Origin of the sequence: Nocardia xishanensis NBRC 101358, assembly GCF_001613365.1 — a bacterium.
Classification (GTDB): domain Bacteria; phylum Actinomycetota; class Actinomycetes; order Mycobacteriales; family Mycobacteriaceae; genus Nocardia; species Nocardia xishanensis.
This window is the reverse complement of record NZ_BDCF01000022.1, coordinates 96,299-116,413: the sequence shown is the minus strand read 5'-3', so window position 1 is coordinate 116,413 and position 20,115 is coordinate 96,299. Positions and strand designations below refer to the sequence as shown.

Below are 20,115 nucleotides of genomic sequence, written 5' to 3'. Positions count from 1 at the left end.
GGCCAGCGCGACCACCGCGACCGCCTGCCGCTGTCGCGCGTGCATCGGCCCGGCGGGCACCTCGAGGCGCAGCGATCCCGAGGTGCCCATGGACAGCGATTCCACCAGCGGATCGGGCACCGAATCCGCGCCGATGTCGAGGCGGGAGGCGTTGTCCTGCGGGCTCGGATAGACGATCGTGAGCTTGCCGTCCTCCGGCACCAGCGGGCGCACCACGCGCACGTCCAAGCCGCCGCGCACCAGGCCGTCGGCCTGTTCCTGGGCGACGACCTCGGTGGCGACGCGATCAAGCCGGCTCTGCAGATCGTTGCGGGTGATGTCCTCGACCCACAGCCAGGCCGTGTAGGTCAGCGGAACGCCGAGGACGACCGTCGTGATGGTCAGCACGGTCAGCATCGACCGCAGGATCCGGCGCCGCACGTCAGTCGGTGTTCAGCCGGAAGCCCACGCCGCGCACCGTGACGATGCGCCGCTCGGCCATCGGCCCCTCGTCGCCGATCTTGCGGCGCAGCCAGGACATGTGCATGTCCAGCGTCTTCGAGCCGCGCAATTCGGCGTCGCCCCAGACCTCGCGCAGGATCGTCTCGCGCGGCACCACCTGACCGGCCCGGTCGATGAGCACCTTGAGCAGCTCGTACTCCTTGTTGGCAAGACCGACCTCGACGCCGTTGACCAGCACCCGGCGCGCGGCGGGCTCCAGCCTGATACCGCCGACCTCGACCGCCTCGTCGCCGATTCCACTGCGGCGCAACAACGCTCGCACGCGGGCCAGCAGCTCCGCGAGCCGGAACGGCTTGCCGACGTAGTCGTCGGCGCCCGCGTCCAGCCCGACCACGAAATCCACCTCGTCGGTGCGCGCGGTGAGCATCAGCACCGCCAGGTCGGCGCCGCGGGCGCGGACCTGCCTGCACACTTCGAGCCCGTCCATGCCGGGCAGGCCGAGGTCGAGGATGAGCAGGTCGTGGTTGCCCTCGAGAGCGCGGCGCAGCACCGCGGGGCCGAAGCTCTCAACGGTGACGTGATAACCCTCGCGCCCCAACGCGCGCGACAGCGGCGCGGCGATGGCCTCGTCGTCTTCGGCCAGGAGTACGGCGGTCATGCGAACAGATTACGGACAGTCGGCGACGACGCCGGAGTCATCGATAGCCGCCCGCGGCGCCGTACCCGTGCTGATTGCTCGATCGGCCCACCTCGAACACCTGGTGGTAGAGCAACGCGTGCACATCCTGCACGCCGGGGATGTCGTCGTATTCGAGCGGCTCTTCCGAGGACGAGCCGATGATCAGGGTGCCGGTGCCGAGCATCCTGTCGAACAGCCCGTGCCGGAATTGGACGCTCGAAATCCGGCTCATCGGGATGTCGATGCCGGTGTGGGTGAGCACGCCCTGACGTACGAGCACGCGCCGCTCGGTGACGATGAAGTGCGTCGTCTTCCAGCTGAGAATCGGTGCGACACAACGCCATAGGACGATGGCGAGCCAGATGCCGAAGACCAGGACGAGCACAACGGTCCTTGCGCTCTCCGGGGTGTTGCGGTATGCCAGGCCCCCCGCGAAACCGGCCAGCGCCGTGACCGCGATGAGCGTCACGAGGGGCCAGAAGAGCATCTTCCAATGCGGATGGCGATGGAGTATCAACTGCTCGTCGGGCGCGAGCACATCCTCCGGATAACCCATGGGGGAACCCTACCCGGCAAGATGCCGAAATACCTGACACCGGCCCCGGAGTGCTGCACAATCGTCAGCTTGCGGGGACCCGCTTCACCCAGCTGTTTCGCGATGCGCACGACCGGTTCCGCCCGCTCGGCAAGCTCGGCCAAGACCCAGATGACAGCCGCTCGGCAAGACGTGCACCTGACAACTGTGGAGGCGTGTGTGAAGGATCTGACTCAGCTCGAAATTCTGACCGAACTCGAACCGGTGGCCGAACAGAATGTGCACCGGCACCTGTCGATGGCGAAGGATTGGCACCCGCACGACTACGTGCCGTGGAACGAAGGCCGCAACTTCGCGGCGATGGGTGGCGTCGACTGGGATCCCGAACAGTCCAAGCTGAGCGACGTGGCGAAGGCCGCGATGATCACCAACCTGCTCACCGAGGACAACCTGCCCTCCTACCACCGCCTGATCTCGGAGAACTTCAGCAGCGACGGCGCGTGGGGCACCTGGATCGGCCGCTGGACCGCTGAGGAGAACCGGCACGGCATCGTCATGCGCGACTACCTTGTCGTCACCCGGGGCGTGGACCCGGTCGCCCTCGAACAGGCCAGGATGATCCACATGACCCAGGGCGTGTACGCGCCCCCGGATTGGGGCGGTTTCCTGGTCAATGTCGCGTATGTGACCTTCCAGGAGCTCGCGACCCGGGTCAGCCACCGCAACACCGGCAAGGTCTGCGAGGACCCGATCGCCGACCGCATGCTGCAACGGGTGGCCGCCGACGAGAACCTGCACATGATCTTCTACCGCAACATGTGCGGCGCCGCCCTCGACCTGGTGCCCGACCAAGCGATGTGCGCGCTGACCAAGGTGCTCACCAATTTCGTCATGCCGGGCGCGGGGATGCCGAACTTCCGCCGCAACGGCGTGCTGATGGCCAAGCACGGCATCTACGACCTGCGCCAGCACCTCGACGAGGTGGTGAACCCGGTGCTCAAGAAGTGGGAGGTCTTCGAACGCAACGACTTCGGGCCGAGCGGCGAGCAGGCGCGCGAGCAGCTCGGCGCGTTCATCGAGAAGCTCGGCCGCGACGTGCTCAAGTTCGAGGAGCAGCGCGACCGCATGTTCGCCAGGGAGGCGGCGAAGGGAGACCTGCAGCGGGCCTGACGGCGATCTCAGTAGTCGGCGCGCAAATGGGTGACGTCGCCGGCCGATACCGCGTAGTTCCCGATCAGCAAACGCCCGCTCGCGTCGACACCGGTCGCGACACCCGTGCGGATCTGCCCACCGGGCAGTTCGGCGCGCACATCCATACCGAGCGTGGCGCAGCGCTCGCGGTAGGCGTCGGCCAGCTCGCCGGTCGCCCACGACGCGTCTCGCCACTCGGTGAAGCGGCGTGCGAACTCGATCAGCAGCGACTGCGCGACCAGGGTGCGGTCGGTCCGCGCGGCGCCGGCCAGCGTGAGCGAGATGGCATGCGGCACCGGCAATTCGGCCTCGGTGAGGCTGACGTTCACGCCGACCCCGACCACCACCGCGGGCGCATCGCCGCCCTCGGCCACCTCGGCGAGGATGCCCGCCACCTTGCGACCGCCGATCAGGACGTCGTTGGGCCATTTCAGGACCGCGTCCACACCCGCCGTCGCGCGCAGCGCGTCCACCGCGGCCACCCCGGTGAGCAGCGGCAGCCAGCCGAGCGCCGCGGGGTCGATGCCGGGCAGTCGCACCAGCATCGACAGGGCGATCTGCGCCCGCGGCGGGCTCACCCAGGTACGCGCGTGCCGACCGCGGCCCGCCTCCTGCGCTTCGGCGATCAGGACGCGGTGGTCATCGGATGTCGCGGCCGCGGCGATGAGATCGGCGTTGGTGGAACCGGTGGATTCCACCACTTCCACGCGCGAGAAGAAGGCCGCGTGGCCGCTCTCGGCGAGACCCCGCCGCAACTGCTCGGCATCCAAAGGCGGTCGATGCGCTGTATCTGGCGGTGGCGTCTGCACGAACGTGCAGGCTACTAGCTCCCGTCCCGGGCCGAGACGGGAGCGAACGGCGTCAGCCCGCGAGGTCGTAGCCGGCCACGATCATGCCCGGCTCTCGTTCCCCGCGCGCCCCGTTGTCCGCGGCCGCCTCCTCCTCATCCGTTTCCGGATCGAGGATGGTCGGCTCGGCCTCGCGAACCCGCCGATTCGTCCATGCCGCCGCCGTGGCGTACTCGGCGACGGTTCTACCCCACTCCCACATGTCTGGCTCCTCCCCATGAGCCGAAAAATGGACTCAGCGAGGGTATCCGGACGTCGCACATCGACGAAACCGAATTTTCCGGCGCCACCGCGACGCCTCGTCACAGCCGGTCCCGGCCACCCCTCCGGTGCCTCGTGAAACGGCCGTGAAAATGCCCTCTGAGCCCTTGTCCACCTGGGCTTTTCTACTCGCGGGTAGCCCCTACTGGGTTAGAAAGACCAACTGCTACTGGTTACACTCCGAGCCATGACGAGTGTCCAGCAGCAGTCCGCATCCGGTTCGGCGGGCGAACCCGATATCCACACCACGGCCGGGAAGCTGGCTGACCTGCGGAATCGGCTGGAAGAGGCCAAGCACCCGATGGGTGAGGCGGCAGTCGACAAGGTGCACGCCAAGGGCAAGATGACCGCCCGGGAACGCATCCTCGCACTGCTGGACGAGGGCTCGTTCGTTGAACTCGACGCGCTGGCCCGCCACCGCAGCGTCAACTTCGGCCTGGAGAACAACCGCCCGCTCGGCGACGGCGTCGTGACCGGTTACGGCACCATCGACGGCCGCGACGTGTGCATCTTCAGCCAGGACGTCACCGTCTTCGGCGGCAGCCTCGGCGAGGTGTACGGCGAGAAGATCGTCAAGGTCATGGACCTGGCGCTCAAGACGGGCCGTCCGCTGATCGGCATCAACGAGGGCGCGGGCGCTCGCATCCAGGAGGGCGTCGTCTCGCTCGGCCTCTACGGCGAGATCTTCCACCGCAACATCCAGGCCTCCGGCGTGATCCCGCAGATCTCGCTGATCATGGGCCCGGCCGCGGGTGGCCACGTCTACTCGCCCGCGCTGACCGACTTCGTGGTGATGGTCGACGGCACCAGCCAGATGTTCGTCACCGGTCCCGACGTCATCAAGACGGTCACCGGCGAAGACGTCACCATGGAGGACCTGGGCGGCGCACACACCCACATGACCAAGTCCGGTGTGGCGCACTACGTGGCCTCCGGCGAGCAGGACGCGCTGGACTACGTCAAGGATCTGCTGAGCTACCTGCCGAGCAACAACCGCGCCGAGGCCCCGCGCTTCGCGCCCACAGACCCGATCGACGGCGCCATCGAGGACTCTCTCACCGAGGAGGACCTCGAGCTGGACACGATCATCCCCGACTCGCCGAACCAGCCGTACGACATGCACGAGGTGATCCGTCGCCTGCTCGACGACGACGAGTTCCTCGAGGTGCAGGCCGAGCGCGCGATGAACATCATCGTCGGCTTCGGTCGCGTGGACGGCCGCAGCGTCGGCATCGTGGCCAACCAGCCCACCCAGTTCGCCGGCTGCCTCGACATCGACGCCTCGGAGAAGGCCGCGCGCTTCGTGCGCACCTGTGACGCGTTCAACATCCCGATCATCACCCTGGTCGACGTTCCCGGCTTCCTGCCCGGCACCGGCCAGGAGTACAACGGCATCATCCGGCGCGGCGCGAAGCTGCTCTACGCCTACGGTGAGGCCACTGTGGGCAAAATCACGATCATCACCCGCAAGGCCTACGGCGGCGCCTACGACGTCATGGGTTCCAAGCACATGGGCGCCGACGTGAACCTGGCCTGGCCGACCGCTCAGATCGCCGTGATGGGCGCTTCCGGCGCCGTCGGATTCGTCTACCGCAAGCAGCTGCAGCAGGCCGCCAAGGACGGCAACGACGTCGATGCGCTGCGGCTCGAGCTGCAGAACGAGTACGAGGACACCCTCGTGAACCCCTACGTCGCCGCCGAGCGCGGTTACGTGGACGCGGTCATCCCGCCGTCGCACACCCGCGGTCAGATCGTGTCCGCGCTGCGACTGCTGGAACGCAAGATGGTGACCCTTCCGCCGAAGAAGCACGGCAACATCCCGCTCTGATTCGGCGATAACCTCGGTGAGCCGCGCACACTGGTTGCAGAGACGCAATGAGTGAAACCGAGGATGATTATCGCGTCATCCCGTTTCGGGTGAGGGACTACGCCCGATCGAGCTAGAGGAAGGATCTGGCACTGTGACGACCGTGGCAGAGGAAGACGTGTTGACCGCCGCCGAGTTGGATCTCGCAGTCGATCCGATCGCGGAAGAGGTCGAGGCGGTCACCGTCGACGCCGCCGCCGAGGCGGGCGAGCAGCCGTTCATTCGAATCGTCAAGGGCTCGCCGAGCGACGAGGAGATCGCCGCGTTGGTGTGCGTGTTCTCCGCCGCCGCGAACGCCTCGGGCGCTTCGGGCCCGACCGGCCCGGCCGACGGGTGGGGACGCCCGACCATGATGCACCGCGGCACGTCGCCGTTCTCGCCGTACGCCTTCCCGCAGCTGTCGCACCTTCGGTGACGACGACGCTGATTCTCGCGTCCGCGTCACCCGCCCGCCGAGAGGTGTTGCGCTCGGCGGGCATCGACCCGGTCGTCCGTGTCTCCGACGTGGACGAGGACATGGTCGCGGCGGCCCTGCCCGCTGGAACTGCGCCGCAGACCGTCGTCGTCGAGCTGGCCAGGGCCAAGGCGGCCGCAGTCGCCGCCACCATTCCCGAATTCGCCGCCGATTGCGTTGTGGTCGGCTGCGATTCGATGCTGCTGGTGGATGGCGTCCTACAGGGCAAGCCGCACACCCCCGAGGTGGCGCGGGCCCGCTGGGCCGATATGGCCGGGCGCAGCGCCGATCTGATCACCGGACATTGCGTACTGCGGATGCGTGGCGGCGAGATCGTCGCCGAGGCCGTGGATTGCAGTGCCACCACGGTGCATTTCGCGAAGCCGGAACCCGGCGAGCTGGACGCCTACATCGCCACGGGCGAGCCGCTCCAGGTGGCGGGCGCGTTCACGTTGGACGGGCTCGGCGGCTGGTTCGTCGACCGGATCGACGGCGATCCGTCGAGCGTCATCGGTATCGGTCTACCACTGCTGCGCCGACTGCTTGGCGACGTTGGGGTCGGCATTGCGCAGTTGTGGCGCCACACGGCCCAGTAGCGGCGGCGTGAGCGGCGGTTCCGTGCCGCCCTGCTCGGCGCCGACGGGCACCGACGCCGTCTCGCGATTCTCCTGATTCCGGCGGGCCATGTTCTCGAGCCGGGTCAGGCACAGCTCCGGTTCCACGAATGGGTGCAGCCGGACGTTCACCTCGCCGCGCGCGCCGTTGCGGTCGAGCACTTCTCTGATCAACCCGAGATGCACGCCGCACACCACCTCGGAGTGGGTGCGGGCCAGTTCGCGCAGCGGGCAGGCGGTCATCCGGATCAGGACGTGATCGTCGTCCTCCGCGGCCGGATCGCGTTCCGGCGCGAACCCGAGTTCCGAGAGCAACGTCAGCGTGAGGTCTCTGGCGTCCTCCAGCGACTCCACGGGATGATCACCGGCGTCGAGTCTGCCGCCCCAGGCGCGCCCGGCCGCGACGGCGGCCTCCGAGCGGCGGCGCGGGTCGAGACCGAGCTGATCGGCGAGCACCTGCGCCAGTTCCTGATATCCGACCGAGCGCTGCACCGCGCTGTAACCGATGCGCGGTCTGCCGCGGCCGCGCGGAGGTTGCTGGAATTGCCGAACGAGGGATTCCTTGGTGAGCACATCGAGGTGAAACCGCACCGTCGTGACGTGCTGTCCGGTGATTCTGGCCAGTTCCTGAGCGTCGAGAGGCTCGCTTGCGCCACGTAGGATCGCGAGCAGTCGCCGCCGCGGCCAAGAATCGGACATGCTCACCCCTCCTCCCGGGAGACTTTATCGGATGAGGGTGCGATTTATTCGCCCAATCAGCCGATTCGTGATCTGAAACGAGTCTCACTACCGCCTCACATTTAACATCGCAGTGAGACCCGAACCGCCGTAACCACCCGTCTACCTCGTGTGAAGGACCCATATCGTGCCCGTTGCCCCGGACGCTCATCCCTCATTCGGAACGTACGCACATCCTCACCGACTAGTAACCACAGAGTGGCTGTCGGCAAACATAGGCGCGCCGGGGCTCAGGATCGTGGAGTCCAACGAGGACATCTTGCTCTACGACATCGGACATGTGCCGGGGGCCGTCAAGATCGATTGGCGCGGCGATCTCAACGATCCGGTCACGCGTGACTATATCGACGGCGCCCGTTTCACCGAACTGATGCGGGCCAAGGGCATCACGCGCGACGACACGGTGGTCATCTACGGGGATCGGGGCAATGCGCAGGCGGCGCACACGTTGTGGCTGTTCACCCTCTTCGGGCACGAGGACGTACGGCTGCTCGACGGCGGGCGCGCGGCGTGGATCTCCGAGGAGCGCGACACCACCTTCGACACACCGAACCTCCCGCCGAGCGACTACCCGACGGTGCGCCGCGACGACGCGACCGCCCGCGCTTTCCGCGACGACGTGCTCGCCCACCTCGGCAAGCCACTGCTCGACGTGCGCTCCCCCGAGGAGTACTCCGGCGAGCTCACCCCCAAGCCGGACAATCCCGAGGACGCGGCGCTGCGCGGCGGCCACATCCCCACGGCGCTGAACATCCCGTGGGACCGTTCGCTCGGCTCGGACGGACGTTTCCGTTCGCGCGCCGAGCTGGATACCATCTACGCGCCCGTCGACGGCGCCGACGACCTGGTCGTCTACAGCCGCGTCGGCGAGCGCTCCAGCCACACCTGGTTCGTGCTGACCTACCTGCTCGGCTACGGTACGGTCCGCAACTACGACGGCTCGTGGACCGAGTGGGGCAACTCGGTCCGGATGCCCATCGCCAAGGGGACTGAACCGGGCGAGGTTCCGGCGGCGGCCCCTCGGCGGGGCCGCGGAAAATAGGCGTACCTCCGCCTTCGCTCCGGCCATGCGCGGGCTGTCGGCGGACTCCGTCCGGCTGCGTCCGATCGGCGTATCCCTCCGCCTTCGCTCCGGCCACGCGCAGACCCGGCGGCGGACGCGTCCGTCAGCGCCCAATCGGGGCTTGATCACATCGGATGCGATTGTGTGATGCACGACCTACTGTCCAGTAGGGCTATCCGAGTTCGGCGTCTGTTGGCAGACTGCCTACACTCGCCCCAGACGAAAACTGTCGTCACGGGCACGGAGCCTGCGCGGTGTTCCGACCCCTACCGGGAACGGGTCATGCGCGGCCCCATCCCGCGAAGCGACCAGAAGATTGCAACCAGGAGGCTCAGTGCCCAGCCATGCCAGCGCGCGGATCACGAAGGTACTCGTAGCTAATCGAGGCGAGATCGCCGTGCGTGTGATCCGGGCGGCCAAAGACGCCGGCATCGCCAGTGTCGCGGTGTACGCCGAGCCCGACGCCGATGCGCCCTTCGTGAAGCTCGCCGACGAGGCCTTCGCCCTGGGCGGCCAGACCTCGGCCGAGTCGTACCTCGTGTTCGACAAGATCCTCGACGCCGCCGCCAAGTCGGGCGCGGACGCCATCCACCCGGGCTACGGCTTCCTCTCGGAGAACGCCGACTTCGCCCAGGCCGTGATCGACGCCGGTCTGATCTGGATCGGCCCTTCGCCGCAGTCCATCCGCGATCTGGGTGACAAGGTGACCGCCAGGCACATCGCCGAGCGCGCCAACGCGCCGATGGCCGCCGGCACCAAGGACCCGGTGAAGAACGCCGCGGAAGTGGTCGAGTTCGCCGAGAAGTACGGCGTGCCGGTCGCGATCAAGGCCGCGTTCGGCGGCGGTGGTCGCGGCATGAAGGTCGCGCACTCCATCGAGGAGATCCCCGAGCTGTTCGATTCGGCCACCCGCGAGGCGACCGCCGCGTTCGGCCGCGGTGAGTGCTTCGTGGAGCAGTACCTGGACAAGGCCCGCCACGTCGAGGCGCAGGTGATCGCCGACAAGCACGGCAACGTCGTGGTCGCGGGCACCCGCGACTGCTCGCTGCAGCGCCGGTTCCAGAAGCTGGTCGAGGAAGCGCCCGCGCCGTTCCTGTCGGACGAGGTGCGCGCCAAGATCCACGAGTCGGCCAAGCGGATCTGCCGCGAGGCCCACTACTACGGTGCAGGCACCGTGGAGTACCTGGTGCAGGGCGAGACCGTGTCGTTCCTCGAGGTGAACACCCGCCTGCAGGTCGAGCACCCGGTCACCGAGGAGACCGCTGGCATCGACTTGGTGCGTCAGCAGTTCCGCATCGCCAACGGCGAAGAGTTGGAGATCAAGGAAGACCCGACCCCGCGCGGCCACTCCTTCGAGTTCCGCATCAACGGCGAGGACGCGGGCCGCGGCTTCCTGCCCGCCCCCGGTCCGGTCGAGGTCTACCGCGAGCCGTCGGGCCCCGGTGTGCGCGTCGACTCGGGCGTTGTCGCGGGCAGCGTGATCGGCGGACAGTTCGACTCGATGCTGGCCAAGCTGATCGTCACCGGCGAGAACCGCACCCAGGCGCTGGAGCGCGCGCGGCGCGCACTGGCCGAGTTCCAGGTCGAGGGCCTCGCCACCGTCATCCCGTTCCACCGCGCGATCGTCGAGGATCCCGCGTTCATCGGTGACGGCGAGAAGTTCGACGTCTACACCAAGTGGATCGAAACCGAGTGGACCAACAACATCGAGCCCTACACCGGTAGCGGCGTCCCGGCCGACGAGGACGAGGAACTGCCACGGCAGAAGGTCGTCGTCGAGGTCGGCGGCCGTCGCGTCGAGGTCTCGCTGCCCGGCAACTTCACCGTGGGCGCGGGCGCCGCGGGCGCCGCGAGCAACGGCGCCGGTGTGATCCGCAAGAAGCCGAAGCCGCGCAAGCGTGGCGGCGCTGGCGGCGGCGCCGCCTCCGGTGACGCGGTCACCGCGCCGATGCAGGGCACCGTCGTGAAGGTGGCCGTCGAAGAGGGCCAGTCCGTGGAAGCGGGCGACCTGATCGTGGTGCTCGAGGCCATGAAGATGGAGAACCCCGTCAACGCGCACAAGGCGGGCGTCGTGACCGGTCTGTCCGTCGAGGCGGGCGCCGCGATCACCCAGGGCACGGTGCTGGCCGAGATCAAGTAAGGCGCACCTCGCGAGAGCGGGCGATGGACAACGGAATCCGCGCCCGCTCTTGTCGTATCGTGGTCCGGTGACAAGCTCTACCGTGGCCGAGATCATTCGCGGCCGCAGCGCCACAGGTTCCCGCGCGGACGGGCATCGGCTCGCGCTCGTCATCGAGGGCGGCGGCAGCCGCGGCGTCTATTCCAGCGGCATGGTGCAGGCGCTCGAGGAGCTCGGCCTCTCCGGGGTCTTCGACGCGGTCTACGGCACCTCGGCCGGCGCGATCAACGGCGCGTGGCTGCTGTGCGGGCGGGCCGTGCCGGGGATGCGTTCCTGGTCCAATCCGGACATCATGCGGCGGGTCATCGATCCGAGCAGGCTGCTGCGCGGCGGCGCCGCCTTCGACGTGCGGTACCTGGTGCACCGGGTCTACGACGGCTTGGAACCGATGGACTTTCCGGCGATCCTGAGCAACCCCACCACCTTCCATCCGATCGGCACCGACATCCGCACCGGCAACGCCATCGACCTGCGCCCGCACATCTACGACAAGCGCACCCTGATGCGGGCGCTGCGGGCCAGCGCGAATCTGCCGATCCTGGCCGGTCCGCCGGTCGTGCTGGACGGCGTGCCCTATCTCGACGGCGGCATAGCCGAGCCGATCCCCATCCACAGCGCGGTCCGCGGCGGCGCGACCCACTGCCTGGTGCTGCGCACCCGCCGCGCCGACGAGACCCGTCCGCCCGCCTCGCGCCTGCACCAGCTGGTCGGCGGCAACTATCTTCGCCTGCGTGCCCCCGGCGCCTACCGCGCCTGGCTGCGCCGCCCGCAACAGGAAGAGGCGGAGAACACTCTCTTGGCGGATCTCGGCGACAAAGCCCTGCAAATCCGTCCGCCCGCCGGCGCGCCCACCGTCGATGGCACCGCCCGCGACACCGCACTGCTCACCGAGGCGCTCGAGATCGGCCGCCAGTCCGTCCTCACGACCTTGGCCCGCGTAGACGCGGCCTGAAGTCCGGCGCAAGCTGCGGCACGCCGTCTCGGCGATCGCCACCTACCGTGCGCGTTGCTGCTTGCCGACCGGGCGCGTCACAGTGCGGACAAGGGGCCGATCCGGCAGGCAACAGGCTGTTACCCGCGGCCGGGCGATCGGACGGCGCGATCCGAGACTGGAGGGGCGGCCGGACCGCTCAGTCGAGCGCGACGCTGACGCCGTTCGAAAGCACGAAGTCGTGCAGTTCGAGGTGGGCCGGTGTGCTGCCCGCGGGCACGTCGAAGACCAGCACGGTGGTCGCCGACGCGCCGGGACGCAGCTCGAAGGAGTACCCGAGACGCGACTGCATCGCCTGCCAAGCCGTGGCCGTGGTGTCGTGGTCGACCGCGTTGCCCTGGGCGTCGATGAGCTTCTGACCGAAAGGCAGGAACCACTTCACCTCGTCGGAGATGTTCCGTACGGCCAGCGTGACGACCACGAACGCGCCGCGCGCCGACTGTAGACCGACGCGCGAGACGCCCGACTTCACGTCGGTCACCGCGAATTCGAACTTGCCATCCCGCACCGCGCTGTACGCGGGGGCCGGCACGCCCGGGTTCGGCGCGGGCCCCGGATGCTCCTCGACCATCGCGGTCGGCGGCGGCGTGGTCGCGGACTCGTTCCCGCTCACGGCGGCGATCAACGCCAGGCACCCAGCGGCCAAGACGAAGGGCGCCAAGAAGATCACGACCAACGCGCCGATCACCTTCCGCAGCACCCCGCCTCGCTTGCGCCGGGGCGGTGCCTGCGGCCGAGGCGGCGCGACGTACCCGGGCCCGCGCGACGGCCACACCGGCCCGAGCGACCGTGGACGCCGAACCGCGGAGACCGGCTTGCGCCGCAGGTACCACCGCTTGCCATAAGGGTGCACGGCGGGTGGGGCCGCGGCCGATGGCGGCATGCCGGGCGCATAGCCCACCGGGACGAGGCTCTGCGGCGACTGGGATGCCACCGGACTCGGAGGCACGACACCCGCCGAATACCCCTGCGGCTGAACATCCTGCGGCGCGACCCTGGTCTGCACGAGCGTCGGCGTTGGTCCCGGCGCGGGCATCACCTTCGTCCGAGGACGGACCTTCGCGGCGGCCGGGCTCGACGATCGAGCGGACGCGGGCATCGGTTTCGGGGCGCCGGTCTCCGCCGCGACCGGAGTCGGCATCCGATCGTCTGCGGACGCATCGGGCCCGGCCGTCTCGACCCGCGTCGGCGGTAGCCCCGGCGGCTGGAGCACCCGGGTCGGGTACGGAGAACAAGGTGCGCCGGGCATCGGCGAGATCACCTCGCGCGCCGCCCGAACGAACTCCCCCGCGCTGGCGTACCGATCTTCCGGCTCCTTCGCCATCCCCCGCGCGATGACCGCGTCGAGCCCGGACGGAACGTCCGGGTTCGCCGCGGACGCGTTCGGCGGGTCGGTCATCAGGTGCCCGTGCATCTGCCGAGCCGGGTCGGTGTCGCCGTACGGGCGGCGGCCGGTGAGCGTCTCGTAAAGGACGCAGGCGAGAGAATAGACGTCCGCGCGCGCGTCGGCATGACCGCTGAAGCGCTCCGGAGCCATATAGGCCCAGGTGCCGATCGCCAGACCCGTTGTGGTGACCGAGGTCTGACCGGCGCCGCGGGCGATGCCGAAGTCGATGAGATAGGTGAAGCCGCCGGGCGCCACCAGGATGTTGGAGGGCTTGACGTCGCGATGCACCAGCCCGGCGCGATGCGCGGCGTCCAAGGCGGCGGCGACCTGCCCGAGGATGTCGAGCGCAACGCCCGCCGCGAGCGGTCCGCCCTCGGACAGCCGCGCCGCCAGGTCGGTGCCTTGGACGAAGTCCATCTCGATGTACAGCCGCCCGTCGACGGCGCCGTGCCGGTGAATGGGCACGATGTGCGGATCGCGCAGCGCGGCGGCGACCTGGGCCTCGCGTTCGAAGCGCTTCCGGTAGACCGCGTCCGCCGCGAGCTCGGCGGGCAGCAGTTTCAGCGCGACGTGCCTGCGGTCGGAGGTGTCGTAGGCCAGCCAGACCTGGCCCATGCCGCCCTTGCCGAGCAGCCGTTCCAGCCGATAACGACCGAACCGCGCCGCTGTCATCGCGAACCTCCCAGTCACCGTCGACATCCGCCGCGCCGACGCGGACTCCCGAATGCCGGGGTACACCACCGAAAGTCCAGCTCACGACATTGTCGTCGCGGGCCCAGCCTTAACAGGGAGCGTACCCCGCCCTGGCCGTCTCGACTGCTGTGAGCTGCCCGACCCCGCCCGCGCGGCGGCCGGGGCGGCTCACGCTAGCCTTTCCCGGTGGACGAGCCGCCCGAGATCCGGATCGGCGCTCCCGTGCGGGAGCGCGCGATGGGCCGCGCCCTGCCGTTCGGCGACCGACATGGAGAGCACTGATGGAACCCATCGAGATCAACGCGGGCAGCTGGTACCTGCGCGCACTGCGCGCCGACGAGCGGATCGACGACCGTCCCGCGCTCGCGGCGGGCGGTATCACCGACCCCGAGTACGTCGCCAATCGAAGTGCCCAGTGGGACAAGGAAACCCACTACTCCTGGGCGGTCTGCGAACCCACCACTGCGGAAATGGTCGCCGAGATCGTCGTGACCCCCGCCTCGGACGGTACCGCCGAGCTGACCGGCTGGTCGCGCGCCGGCTACGAGCCCGCGCTCGACGCCGGGCGCACGGCGGTCGGCCGATTCGTCGAGGGCGGCCTCGGGCTGCGCCTGGCCGAGACCAGCTGAGACGCGCCGCAGCGAGCGCCGTAGATCGACCCGTCGCAGCCTGGTCGGCGAGGGAAGGCACCACCGCAGCGGCGGCGGAGGTACGCCTAACGCATGATCCTGTCGTGGGCTGGTCGACGAGACGAGCGCGCGGCCGGAGGGAACACGAACCTATTCCTAACGCATGACCCCGGTGTGACCCGTCGAGTAGCGCCCCGGCTGCGGCCAGATGGTGAGCCCGTGCGGTCCCCGCCCGACCGGGATGCGGGCCAGCAGTTTCCACTCGACGATGTCGATCGCGTAGACCTCACCGTGGTGGCGCCCCGAGGCCCAGAACACCCTTCCGTCGGCGGAGAGATTGCCCATGTCGGGGCTGCCGCCGCCCGGCACGGACCACTTGTGCACCAAGCGGTTCTCCCCGAAGTCCCACACCGAGATGCTGCCCTCGTGCCGGTTCGTGACGAGCATCTGCTTGGAGTCGCGGGTGACGTAGAGACCGTGCGCGCCGTCGCCGGTGGGCACGAAGCCCTTGCTCTCGAAGGTGAGCGCGTCGAAGACGTAGAGGCCACCCGCCGCCATATCGGCCACGTAGAAGGTCCGCCCGTCCGGCGAGAGCTTCACGTCCTGAGGCTTGCCCGAGCGACCGCCCGCGAGGTCGATGGTCTTGACCAGCTTGCGCTCAGCGACGTCGAATACCTGCATGCGGCCGATGAATTCGCAGCTGGCCAGGGCGAAGCGGCCGTCGGCCGTGAAGTCCATGTGGTCGATGCCCGCGCAATCCGGCACCGAGAGGGAGTGCACCTTCTGCCAGGTCTGCGGATCGTAGAAGTCCAGCGACCTCTCCGCTTCGGCGACGACGAGGGCGAATTGGCCGTCGGGTGTGTAGTACATGTTGTAGGGGTCGCGGACCGGGAAAGGCTCGCCGGGCAGGCCGGTGCGCGGGTCGATCGGCCGCAGGCTGCCGCCGCCGATCGGCAGATCGTTGGTGATGTAGAGCGTCTGCATGTCGTAAGACGGCACCACGTGCTGGGGCTCCTGCCCGCCCGCCGGAAACGTATCGATCACCTGGAAGGTGTTCGGGTCGATCACCGAGATGGTGTGTGACTGGCTGTTGGGCACGTACACCAACGGCCGGTGATCGGCTACCGAGGCGCTCAACTCCCGGTTGGCCGCGTACATGTCGGTCGGCGAAAGGGGCGGCGGCATGCCCGGCAACAGATTGGCGATATGCGGGGGTGGAGCGTCAGCACCCGGCGCCGCCGCGGCGGCCGAACTCGTCGATTCGGTGACGACGACGCCGGCCTCGCTCGTCGTACAGCTGGTCACCGCCGCCACAGCGGCCAAAGACGCGAAGAATACGCGGGGTGCGCCACGTCGGTTCACGCGCCTGCACCGTGCCTGGGAGGAGTGAGACGACATGTGAGCGAAGCCTACGGGCCGGACAGCGATTTCCGGGCTATCCACGCGATCAGCGCCGAGGCCCGCGTGTCAGTCGACCGAGCCCAGCACCCTGTCCACGGCGTCGACGGCGGCGTCCAGTTGCGCCGCGCTGACCGTGAGCGGCGGCCGGAATCGGATGCCGCGCTCGCCGGTGCCGATGATCAGCACATGCTCGCACTCGCGCAGCGCGGTCAGCACCGCGTCGCGCAGTTCCGCCGTCGCCAGGTCGATCGCGCACATCAGGCCGCGCCCGCGCGCCTCGGTGACCCTCGGGTGCGCCGCAGCCAGCTCCTCCAGCCTGCGCAGCAGGTGCTCGCCGAGCGGCTTGGACCGCTCGATGAGTTCCTCGCGCTCGATCACCTCCAGAATGCGGCGGGCGCGGACCATATCGGCCAGGTTGCCGCCCCAGGTGGAGTTGAGCCGCGAGCCGACCGCGAACACGTGGTCGGCGATCTCGTCGACCCGCCCGCCCGCCATCACGCCGCACACCTGGGTCCTCTTGCCGAAGGCAACCACGTCGGGCGAGAGGCCGAGTTGCTGGTAAGCCCAAGGGGTTCCGGTCATTCCGACGCCGGTCTGCACCTCGTCGAGGACGAACAGCGCGTCGTTCTCGTGACAGAGCCGCTGCACGGCGAGCAGGAACTCCGCTCGCAGGTGCCGGTCGCCGCCCTCGCCCTGGATCGGCTCGGCGATGAAACACGCTATGTCGTGCGGATTCTCGGCGAACGCGCCGCGCATCTGGTCCAGCGCGTTCGCCTCGGCGGCCTCGATGTCGCGGCCTGCCGCCAGGTAGGGCGTGTCGACGCGGGGCCAATCGAACTTCGGGAAACGGTCGGTCTTGACCGGGTCGGTATTGGTCAGCGACATGGTGTAGCCGGTCCGGCCGTGGAACGCTCCGGTCAGGTGCAGCACCTTCGTGCCGAGATCCCTTGATTTGCCGTGGGATTCGTTGTGCCTGCTCTTCCAGTCGAACGCCACCTTGAGCGCGTTCTCCACGGCGACGGCGCCGCCGTCGATGAAGAACAGGTGCGGTAGCCGCGTATCGCCGAGCACACGAACGAACGTCTCGACGAACCGCGCCATCTCCACGGTGTAGATATCGGAGTTGGACGGCTTGTTCAGCGCGGCCGTCGCCAGCTCCGCGCAGAAGTCCGGATCGTCGGCCAACGCGGGATGGTTCATCCCGAGCGCGTTGGACGCGAAGAAGCCGAACATGTCGAGATAGGTGCTGCCGTCGCGTTCGTCGACGAGGCGGCAGCCGCGGGAGTTCTTCAAGTCCAGCACCAAATCGAAGCCGTCGGCGAGGATGTGCGCCGACAGGATCTCGTGTACCCGGGTCGCGGGGATGACCGGTGCCGTGTCACCACCCGATCGGGTGCGCTCCAGTTCGATGGTCACACCAGTAGGGTACGAAAATATTTACGGAATCTCTACAACATTGTGTAGGAATTACACCAAATCGCTACCTGTCGTAGAATGTCTGCAAGATGATGGTGCTGCGCGTCCGGACGTTGGCGGTCGCCCTGATCTCCTGGAGCAACTGCTCCAAGTGGCGCGGCGAAGCGACCCGCACCAGCAACACGTAGCTCTCGTCACCCGCCACCGAGTGGCATGCCTCGATTCCCGGGATATGTTGCAGCACAGCGGGGGCGTCATCCGGCTGCGACGGGTCGAGAGGAGTGATCGCGACGAATGCGGAGAGCAGCTGTCCAAGGGCCTCCGGATCGACGTGCGCGGTGTAGCCGCGGATCACGCCGCGCGCTTCCAACCTGCGCACCCGGGACTGCACCGCGGAGACCGATAGGCTCGCCTTCTCGGCCAGGTTCGACAGGGTGGCGCGACCATCGGCCATCAGTTCACGAATCAGCAGGCGATCGATGTCATCGAGTACGGGTCTTGCCGGTGTATCCGCCATCAGTGGAGGCTAACCCAGCGAGCGCGGCTCGTGTCGAAAACCCCGACTCGTTCACTTCCGGCAACCCGGCAGCACCGGGTGCACGCCCCGAGCAGAACCCAAAGCCGAAGCGGAGCAACCGATGACGAACACCCTGAGCGATCAGCTGACCCGCGATCTCGCCGACCGCGCGGCAACCCTGTTGCGCGGTCTCGGCGCCGAGCCGCCCGAGCCGGGTGAGCTGACGGCCCGCACTCCCATCACAGGCGGCGTGCTCGCCACCCTGCCCGCCGACCCGCCCGAAGCCGTCGACGCCGCGATCGGACGCGCCGCCGCCGCGTTCGGCGCCTGGCGTACGGTGCCCGCGCCCGCAAGGGCCGCCGTGGTGCGCAGGCTCGCCGAGCTGCTCACCGCGCACAAGTCCGAGCTGGCGCAGCTGGTCACCCTCGAGGCGGGCAAGATCGGCCCCGAGGCGGTTGGCGAGGTGCAGGAGATGATCGATATCTGCGAGTTCGCCATCGGACTCTCCCGCCAGCTGTACGGCCGCACCATGCCCTCCGAGCGGCCGGGCCACCGGCTGATGGAGACCTGGCATCCGCTCGGCGTCGTCGGGGTGATCTCGGCCTTCAACTTCCCGGTCGCGGTCTGGGCGTGGAACACCGCGATTGCGCTGGTGTGCGGCGACACGGTGGTGTGGAAGCCTTCCGAGACCACCCCGCTCACCGCGCTGGCCTGTCACACGTTGCTGCGCCGCGCCGCCGCCGACGTGGGCGCGGATCCGCAAGTGCACCAACTGATTCAGGGCGGCTCCGAGGCAGGCGCCCGGCTGGTGGACGACGAGCGGGTCGCGCTGCTCAGCGCGACCGGCTCGGTGCGGATGGGCCGGATCGTCGCGCCGCGGGTGGCCGCGCGCTTCGGCCGCTGCCTGCTGGAACTCGGCGGCAACAACGGCGCGATCGTGACGCCGTCGGCCGATCTGGAGCTGGCCGCGCGGGCCATCGTGTTCGCGGCGGCGGGCACCGCGGGGCAGCGGTGCACCACCCTGCGGCGGCTGATCGTGCACGCCGACGTGGTCGGGCCGCTGCTCGATCGGGTTTCGAACGCGTATCGCCAACTGCGCGTGGGCAATCCGCTCGACGAGGGAGTCCTCGTCGGCCCGCTGATCAACGAATCCGCGCGCAGCGGAATGCGGGCGGCGATCGACCGCGCCCTCGACGACGGCGGCGAACTGATCTGCGGCGGTGAGCCGGTGCCCGGCTTCAGCGAGCACGCCCACTACGTGCGCCCGGCCATCGTGCGGATGCCCGCGCAGACCGCCGTGGTGCGCGAGGAGACCTTCGCGCCGATCCTCTACGTGCTCACCTACCACGACTTCGAGCACGCCGTGGCGCTGCACAACGCGGTGCCGCAAGGACTTTCGTCCGCGATCTTCACCGGCGACCAGCGCGAGGCCGAACGCTTCCTGGCCGCCGACGGCTCCGACTGCGGCATCGCCAACGTCAACATCGGCACCTCCGGCGCCGAGATCGGCGGCGCGTTCGGCGGTGAGAAGCACACCGGCGGCGGCCGCGAATCCGGGTCGGACTCGTGGAAGGCCTATATGCGCCGCGCCACCAACACCGTCAACTACTCCGCCGAACTGCCCCTCGCCCAAGGCATCCAGTTCGGCTGAAACCCCTTCCGACCAGCCGATTAGGCGCCAAGCCCTGTGCATGTGTAAGGTTGGAATCACCGACGCGGGGTGGAGCAGCTCGGTAGCTCGCTGGGCTCATAACCCAGAGGTCGCAGGTTCAAATCCTGTCCCCGCTACAAACGGCTCAGGCCAGAGAGATTCGATCTCTCTGGCCTGAGCCCTTTCTCGCACTATCCCGATCCGGCGAGCCACCGTACGGTGTTGACGTAGCAGGTCCCGAGATCGGCGAGCACGCTTCCCGGTGCGGGTGGGCGGTAGGGCGTACCGAACCCGCGGCGGCGGTCCGGCGTCGAGCCGCAGGGGTCACCGATCAGGTTCACGTCGACGTAGTGATGAAACGAGGAATCGGTGACGATCCGGCCCACCCCGGCCGCCAGGCCGTCGTCGCGCTCCGTATTCTCGCTCCCGGTAAAGACATCGCCGCCGAAAGCGCCTGGCACCGGCGACTTCATCGCGGGGCGCCGACCTGGTGCGGGCCGTCGAGTACGCCGCGCTGGGCATGGCGCTGCACGGCCGAGTGCCGTGATACCGGCGCGACC

The 20,115-nt window shown here is 68.8% G+C and carries 19 protein-coding genes, 1 tRNA gene and 1 pseudogene; 10 read left to right on the top strand and 11 right to left on the bottom strand.

Annotated features, from left to right (window positions below; all coding sequences use genetic code 11):
- The 3 genes and pseudogenes from NX1_RS19325 to NX1_RS19315 form a co-directional block, all read right to left on the bottom strand.
- A pseudogene (locus NX1_RS19325) lies at window positions 1-420 on the bottom strand (sensor histidine kinase); the annotation flags it as partial.
- Window position 421: 1 nt separating this feature from the next.
- Entirely contained in the window at window positions 422-1,099 is a 678-nt protein-coding gene (locus NX1_RS19320) for a response regulator transcription factor (protein WP_067787709.1), read from the bottom strand.
- Window positions 1,100-1,136: 37 nt separating this feature from the next.
- The gene (locus NX1_RS19315; RefSeq protein WP_068061151.1) at window positions 1,137-1,676 is read right to left on the bottom strand and encodes a PH domain-containing protein; all 540 of its coding nucleotides are present in this window, start codon (window positions 1,674-1,676) and stop codon (window positions 1,137-1,139) included.
- A 198-nt stretch (window positions 1,677-1,874) separates the two neighbouring features.
- On the opposite strand from NX1_RS19315, the gene NX1_RS19310 reads away from it, so the two are divergent.
- Complete coding sequence (locus NX1_RS19310; RefSeq protein ID WP_373864888.1) at window positions 1,875-2,825, top strand: acyl-ACP desaturase; 951 nt, start codon at window positions 1,875-1,877, stop codon at window positions 2,823-2,825.
- An 8-nt stretch (window positions 2,826-2,833) separates the two neighbouring features.
- Here the strand turns inward: NX1_RS19310 and NX1_RS19305 are convergent, their stop codons facing one another.
- The gene (locus NX1_RS19305) at window positions 2,834-3,616 is read right to left on the bottom strand and encodes a biotin--[acetyl-CoA-carboxylase] ligase (RefSeq protein WP_245668578.1); all 783 of its coding nucleotides are present in this window, start codon (window positions 3,614-3,616) and stop codon (window positions 2,834-2,836) included.
- A 91-nt stretch (window positions 3,617-3,707) separates the two neighbouring features.
- Window positions 3,708-3,896, bottom strand: a complete 189-nt coding sequence (locus NX1_RS19300; protein WP_068061144.1) for a hypothetical protein — start codon at window positions 3,894-3,896, stop codon at window positions 3,708-3,710.
- 246 nt (window positions 3,897-4,142) lie between these two features.
- Between NX1_RS19300 and NX1_RS19295 the strand changes: the two genes are divergently transcribed.
- The 3 genes from NX1_RS19295 (at window position 4,143) to NX1_RS19285 (ending at window position 6,872) form a co-directional block, all read left to right on the top strand.
- Window positions 4,143-5,783 carry an acyl-CoA carboxylase subunit beta gene (locus NX1_RS19295; RefSeq protein ID WP_068061142.1) on the top strand — a complete coding sequence of 547 codons (1,641 nt, stop codon included), beginning with the start codon at window positions 4,143-4,145 and terminating at the stop codon, window positions 5,781-5,783.
- Window positions 5,784-5,916: 133 nt separating this feature from the next.
- Window positions 5,917-6,237, top strand: coding sequence for an acyl-CoA carboxylase subunit epsilon (locus tag NX1_RS19290; RefSeq protein ID WP_068061138.1), 321 nt, complete (start codon window positions 5,917-5,919; stop codon window positions 6,235-6,237).
- Window positions 6,234-6,872: a nucleoside triphosphate pyrophosphatase gene (locus tag NX1_RS19285; protein ID WP_068061135.1), complete on the top strand. Its 639-nt coding sequence runs from the start codon at window positions 6,234-6,236 to the stop codon at window positions 6,870-6,872. The genes NX1_RS19290 and NX1_RS19285 overlap by 4 nt, the downstream gene beginning before the upstream one ends.
- Here the strand turns inward: NX1_RS19285 and NX1_RS19280 are convergent.
- Window positions 6,798-7,589 (bottom strand): helix-turn-helix transcriptional regulator, encoded by a 792-nt coding sequence (locus NX1_RS19280; protein WP_068061132.1) that lies wholly within the window; start codon window positions 7,587-7,589, stop codon window positions 6,798-6,800. The genes NX1_RS19285 and NX1_RS19280 overlap by 75 nt on opposite strands.
- Before the next feature lie 166 nt (window positions 7,590-7,755).
- Here NX1_RS19280 and NX1_RS19275 point away from each other — a divergent pair, with 166 nt between their 5' ends.
- The 3 genes from NX1_RS19275 (at window position 7,756) to NX1_RS19265 (ending at window position 11,822) form a co-directional block, all read left to right on the top strand.
- Window positions 7,756-8,670 (top strand): sulfurtransferase, encoded by a 915-nt coding sequence (locus NX1_RS19275; RefSeq protein WP_068061129.1) that lies wholly within the window; start codon window positions 7,756-7,758, stop codon window positions 8,668-8,670.
- Window positions 8,671-9,025: 355 nt separating this feature from the next.
- A complete protein-coding gene (locus tag NX1_RS19270; RefSeq protein WP_068061126.1) occupies window positions 9,026-10,831 on the top strand; it encodes an acetyl/propionyl/methylcrotonyl-CoA carboxylase subunit alpha in 1,806 nt (601 codons plus the stop codon).
- A gap of 67 nt (window positions 10,832-10,898) precedes the next feature.
- On the top strand, window positions 10,899-11,822 hold the full coding sequence (locus tag NX1_RS19265; RefSeq protein WP_068061123.1) for a patatin-like phospholipase family protein: 924 nt from the start codon (window positions 10,899-10,901) through the stop codon (window positions 11,820-11,822).
- Between the two features lie 178 nt (window positions 11,823-12,000).
- Here NX1_RS19265 and NX1_RS19260 read toward each other — a convergent pair whose 3' ends face one another.
- Window positions 12,001-13,920: a serine/threonine-protein kinase gene (locus NX1_RS19260; RefSeq protein WP_068061120.1), complete on the bottom strand. Its 1,920-nt coding sequence runs from the start codon at window positions 13,918-13,920 to the stop codon at window positions 12,001-12,003.
- Window positions 13,921-14,222: 302 nt separating this feature from the next.
- Between NX1_RS19260 and NX1_RS19255 the strand changes: the two genes are divergently transcribed.
- Entirely contained in the window at window positions 14,223-14,570 is a 348-nt protein-coding gene (locus NX1_RS19255) for a hypothetical protein (RefSeq protein ID WP_068061118.1), read from the top strand.
- Between the two features lie 156 nt (window positions 14,571-14,726).
- On the opposite strand, the gene NX1_RS19250 is transcribed toward NX1_RS19255, so the two are convergent.
- The 3 genes from NX1_RS19250 to NX1_RS19240 all read right to left on the bottom strand — a co-directional run bounded on the left by NX1_RS19250 (window position 14,727) and on the right by NX1_RS19240 (window position 17,904).
- Window positions 14,727-15,884 (bottom strand): YncE family protein, encoded by a 1,158-nt coding sequence (locus tag NX1_RS19250; RefSeq protein WP_218024147.1) that lies wholly within the window; start codon window positions 15,882-15,884, stop codon window positions 14,727-14,729.
- 153 nt (window positions 15,885-16,037) lie between these two features.
- Window positions 16,038-17,387 (bottom strand): L-lysine 6-transaminase, encoded by a 1,350-nt coding sequence (gene lat / locus NX1_RS19245; RefSeq protein WP_068061113.1) that lies wholly within the window; start codon window positions 17,385-17,387, stop codon window positions 16,038-16,040.
- A gap of 64 nt (window positions 17,388-17,451) precedes the next feature.
- Window positions 17,452-17,904 carry an Lrp/AsnC family transcriptional regulator gene (locus NX1_RS19240; RefSeq protein WP_040686931.1) on the bottom strand — a complete coding sequence of 151 codons (453 nt, stop codon included), beginning with the start codon at window positions 17,902-17,904 and terminating at the stop codon, window positions 17,452-17,454.
- A 121-nt stretch (window positions 17,905-18,025) separates the two neighbouring features.
- Here NX1_RS19240 and amaB point away from each other — a divergent pair, with 121 nt between their 5' ends.
- On the top strand, window positions 18,026-19,555 hold the full coding sequence (amaB, locus tag NX1_RS19235; RefSeq protein WP_068061110.1) for an L-piperidine-6-carboxylate dehydrogenase: 1,530 nt from the start codon (window positions 18,026-18,028) through the stop codon (window positions 19,553-19,555).
- A 63-nt stretch (window positions 19,556-19,618) separates the two neighbouring features.
- Window positions 19,619-19,692 (top strand) — tRNA-Met (locus tag NX1_RS19230).
- Window positions 19,693-19,746: 54 nt separating this feature from the next.
- Here NX1_RS19230 and NX1_RS19225 read toward each other — a convergent pair.
- The gene (locus NX1_RS19225; RefSeq protein WP_068061107.1) at window positions 19,747-20,028 is read right to left on the bottom strand and encodes a hypothetical protein; all 282 of its coding nucleotides are present in this window, start codon (window positions 20,026-20,028) and stop codon (window positions 19,747-19,749) included.
- Window positions 20,029-20,115 lie beyond the last annotated feature (87 nt).

Coding starts and splice junctions, on each gene's coding strand:
- NX1_RS19320 (WP_067787709.1), bottom strand. CDS start 1,099: ATGACCGCCGTACTCCTGGCCGAAGACGACGAGGCCATCGCCGCGCCG.
- NX1_RS19315 (WP_068061151.1), bottom strand. CDS start 1,676: ATGGGTTATCCGGAGGATGTGCTCGCGCCCGACGAGCAGTTGATACTC.
- NX1_RS19300 (WP_068061144.1), bottom strand. CDS start 3,896: ATGTGGGAGTGGGGTAGAACCGTCGCCGAGTACGCCACGGCGGCGGCA.
- NX1_RS19295 (WP_068061142.1), top strand. CDS start 4,143: ATGACGAGTGTCCAGCAGCAGTCCGCATCCGGTTCGGCGGGCGAACCC.
- NX1_RS19280 (WP_068061132.1), bottom strand. CDS start 7,589: ATGTCCGATTCTTGGCCGCGGCGGCGACTGCTCGCGATCCTACGTGGC.
- NX1_RS19260 (WP_068061120.1), bottom strand. CDS start 13,920: ATGACAGCGGCGCGGTTCGGTCGTTATCGGCTGGAACGGCTGCTCGGC.
- NX1_RS19255 (WP_068061118.1), top strand. CDS start 14,223: ATGGAACCCATCGAGATCAACGCGGGCAGCTGGTACCTGCGCGCACTG.
- NX1_RS19240 (WP_040686931.1), bottom strand. CDS start 17,904: ATGGCGGATACACCGGCAAGACCCGTACTCGATGACATCGATCGCCTG.
- amaB (WP_068061110.1), top strand. CDS start 18,026: ATGACGAACACCCTGAGCGATCAGCTGACCCGCGATCTCGCCGACCGC.
- NX1_RS19225 (WP_068061107.1), bottom strand. CDS start 20,028: ATGAAGTCGCCGGTGCCAGGCGCTTTCGGCGGCGATGTCTTTACCGGG.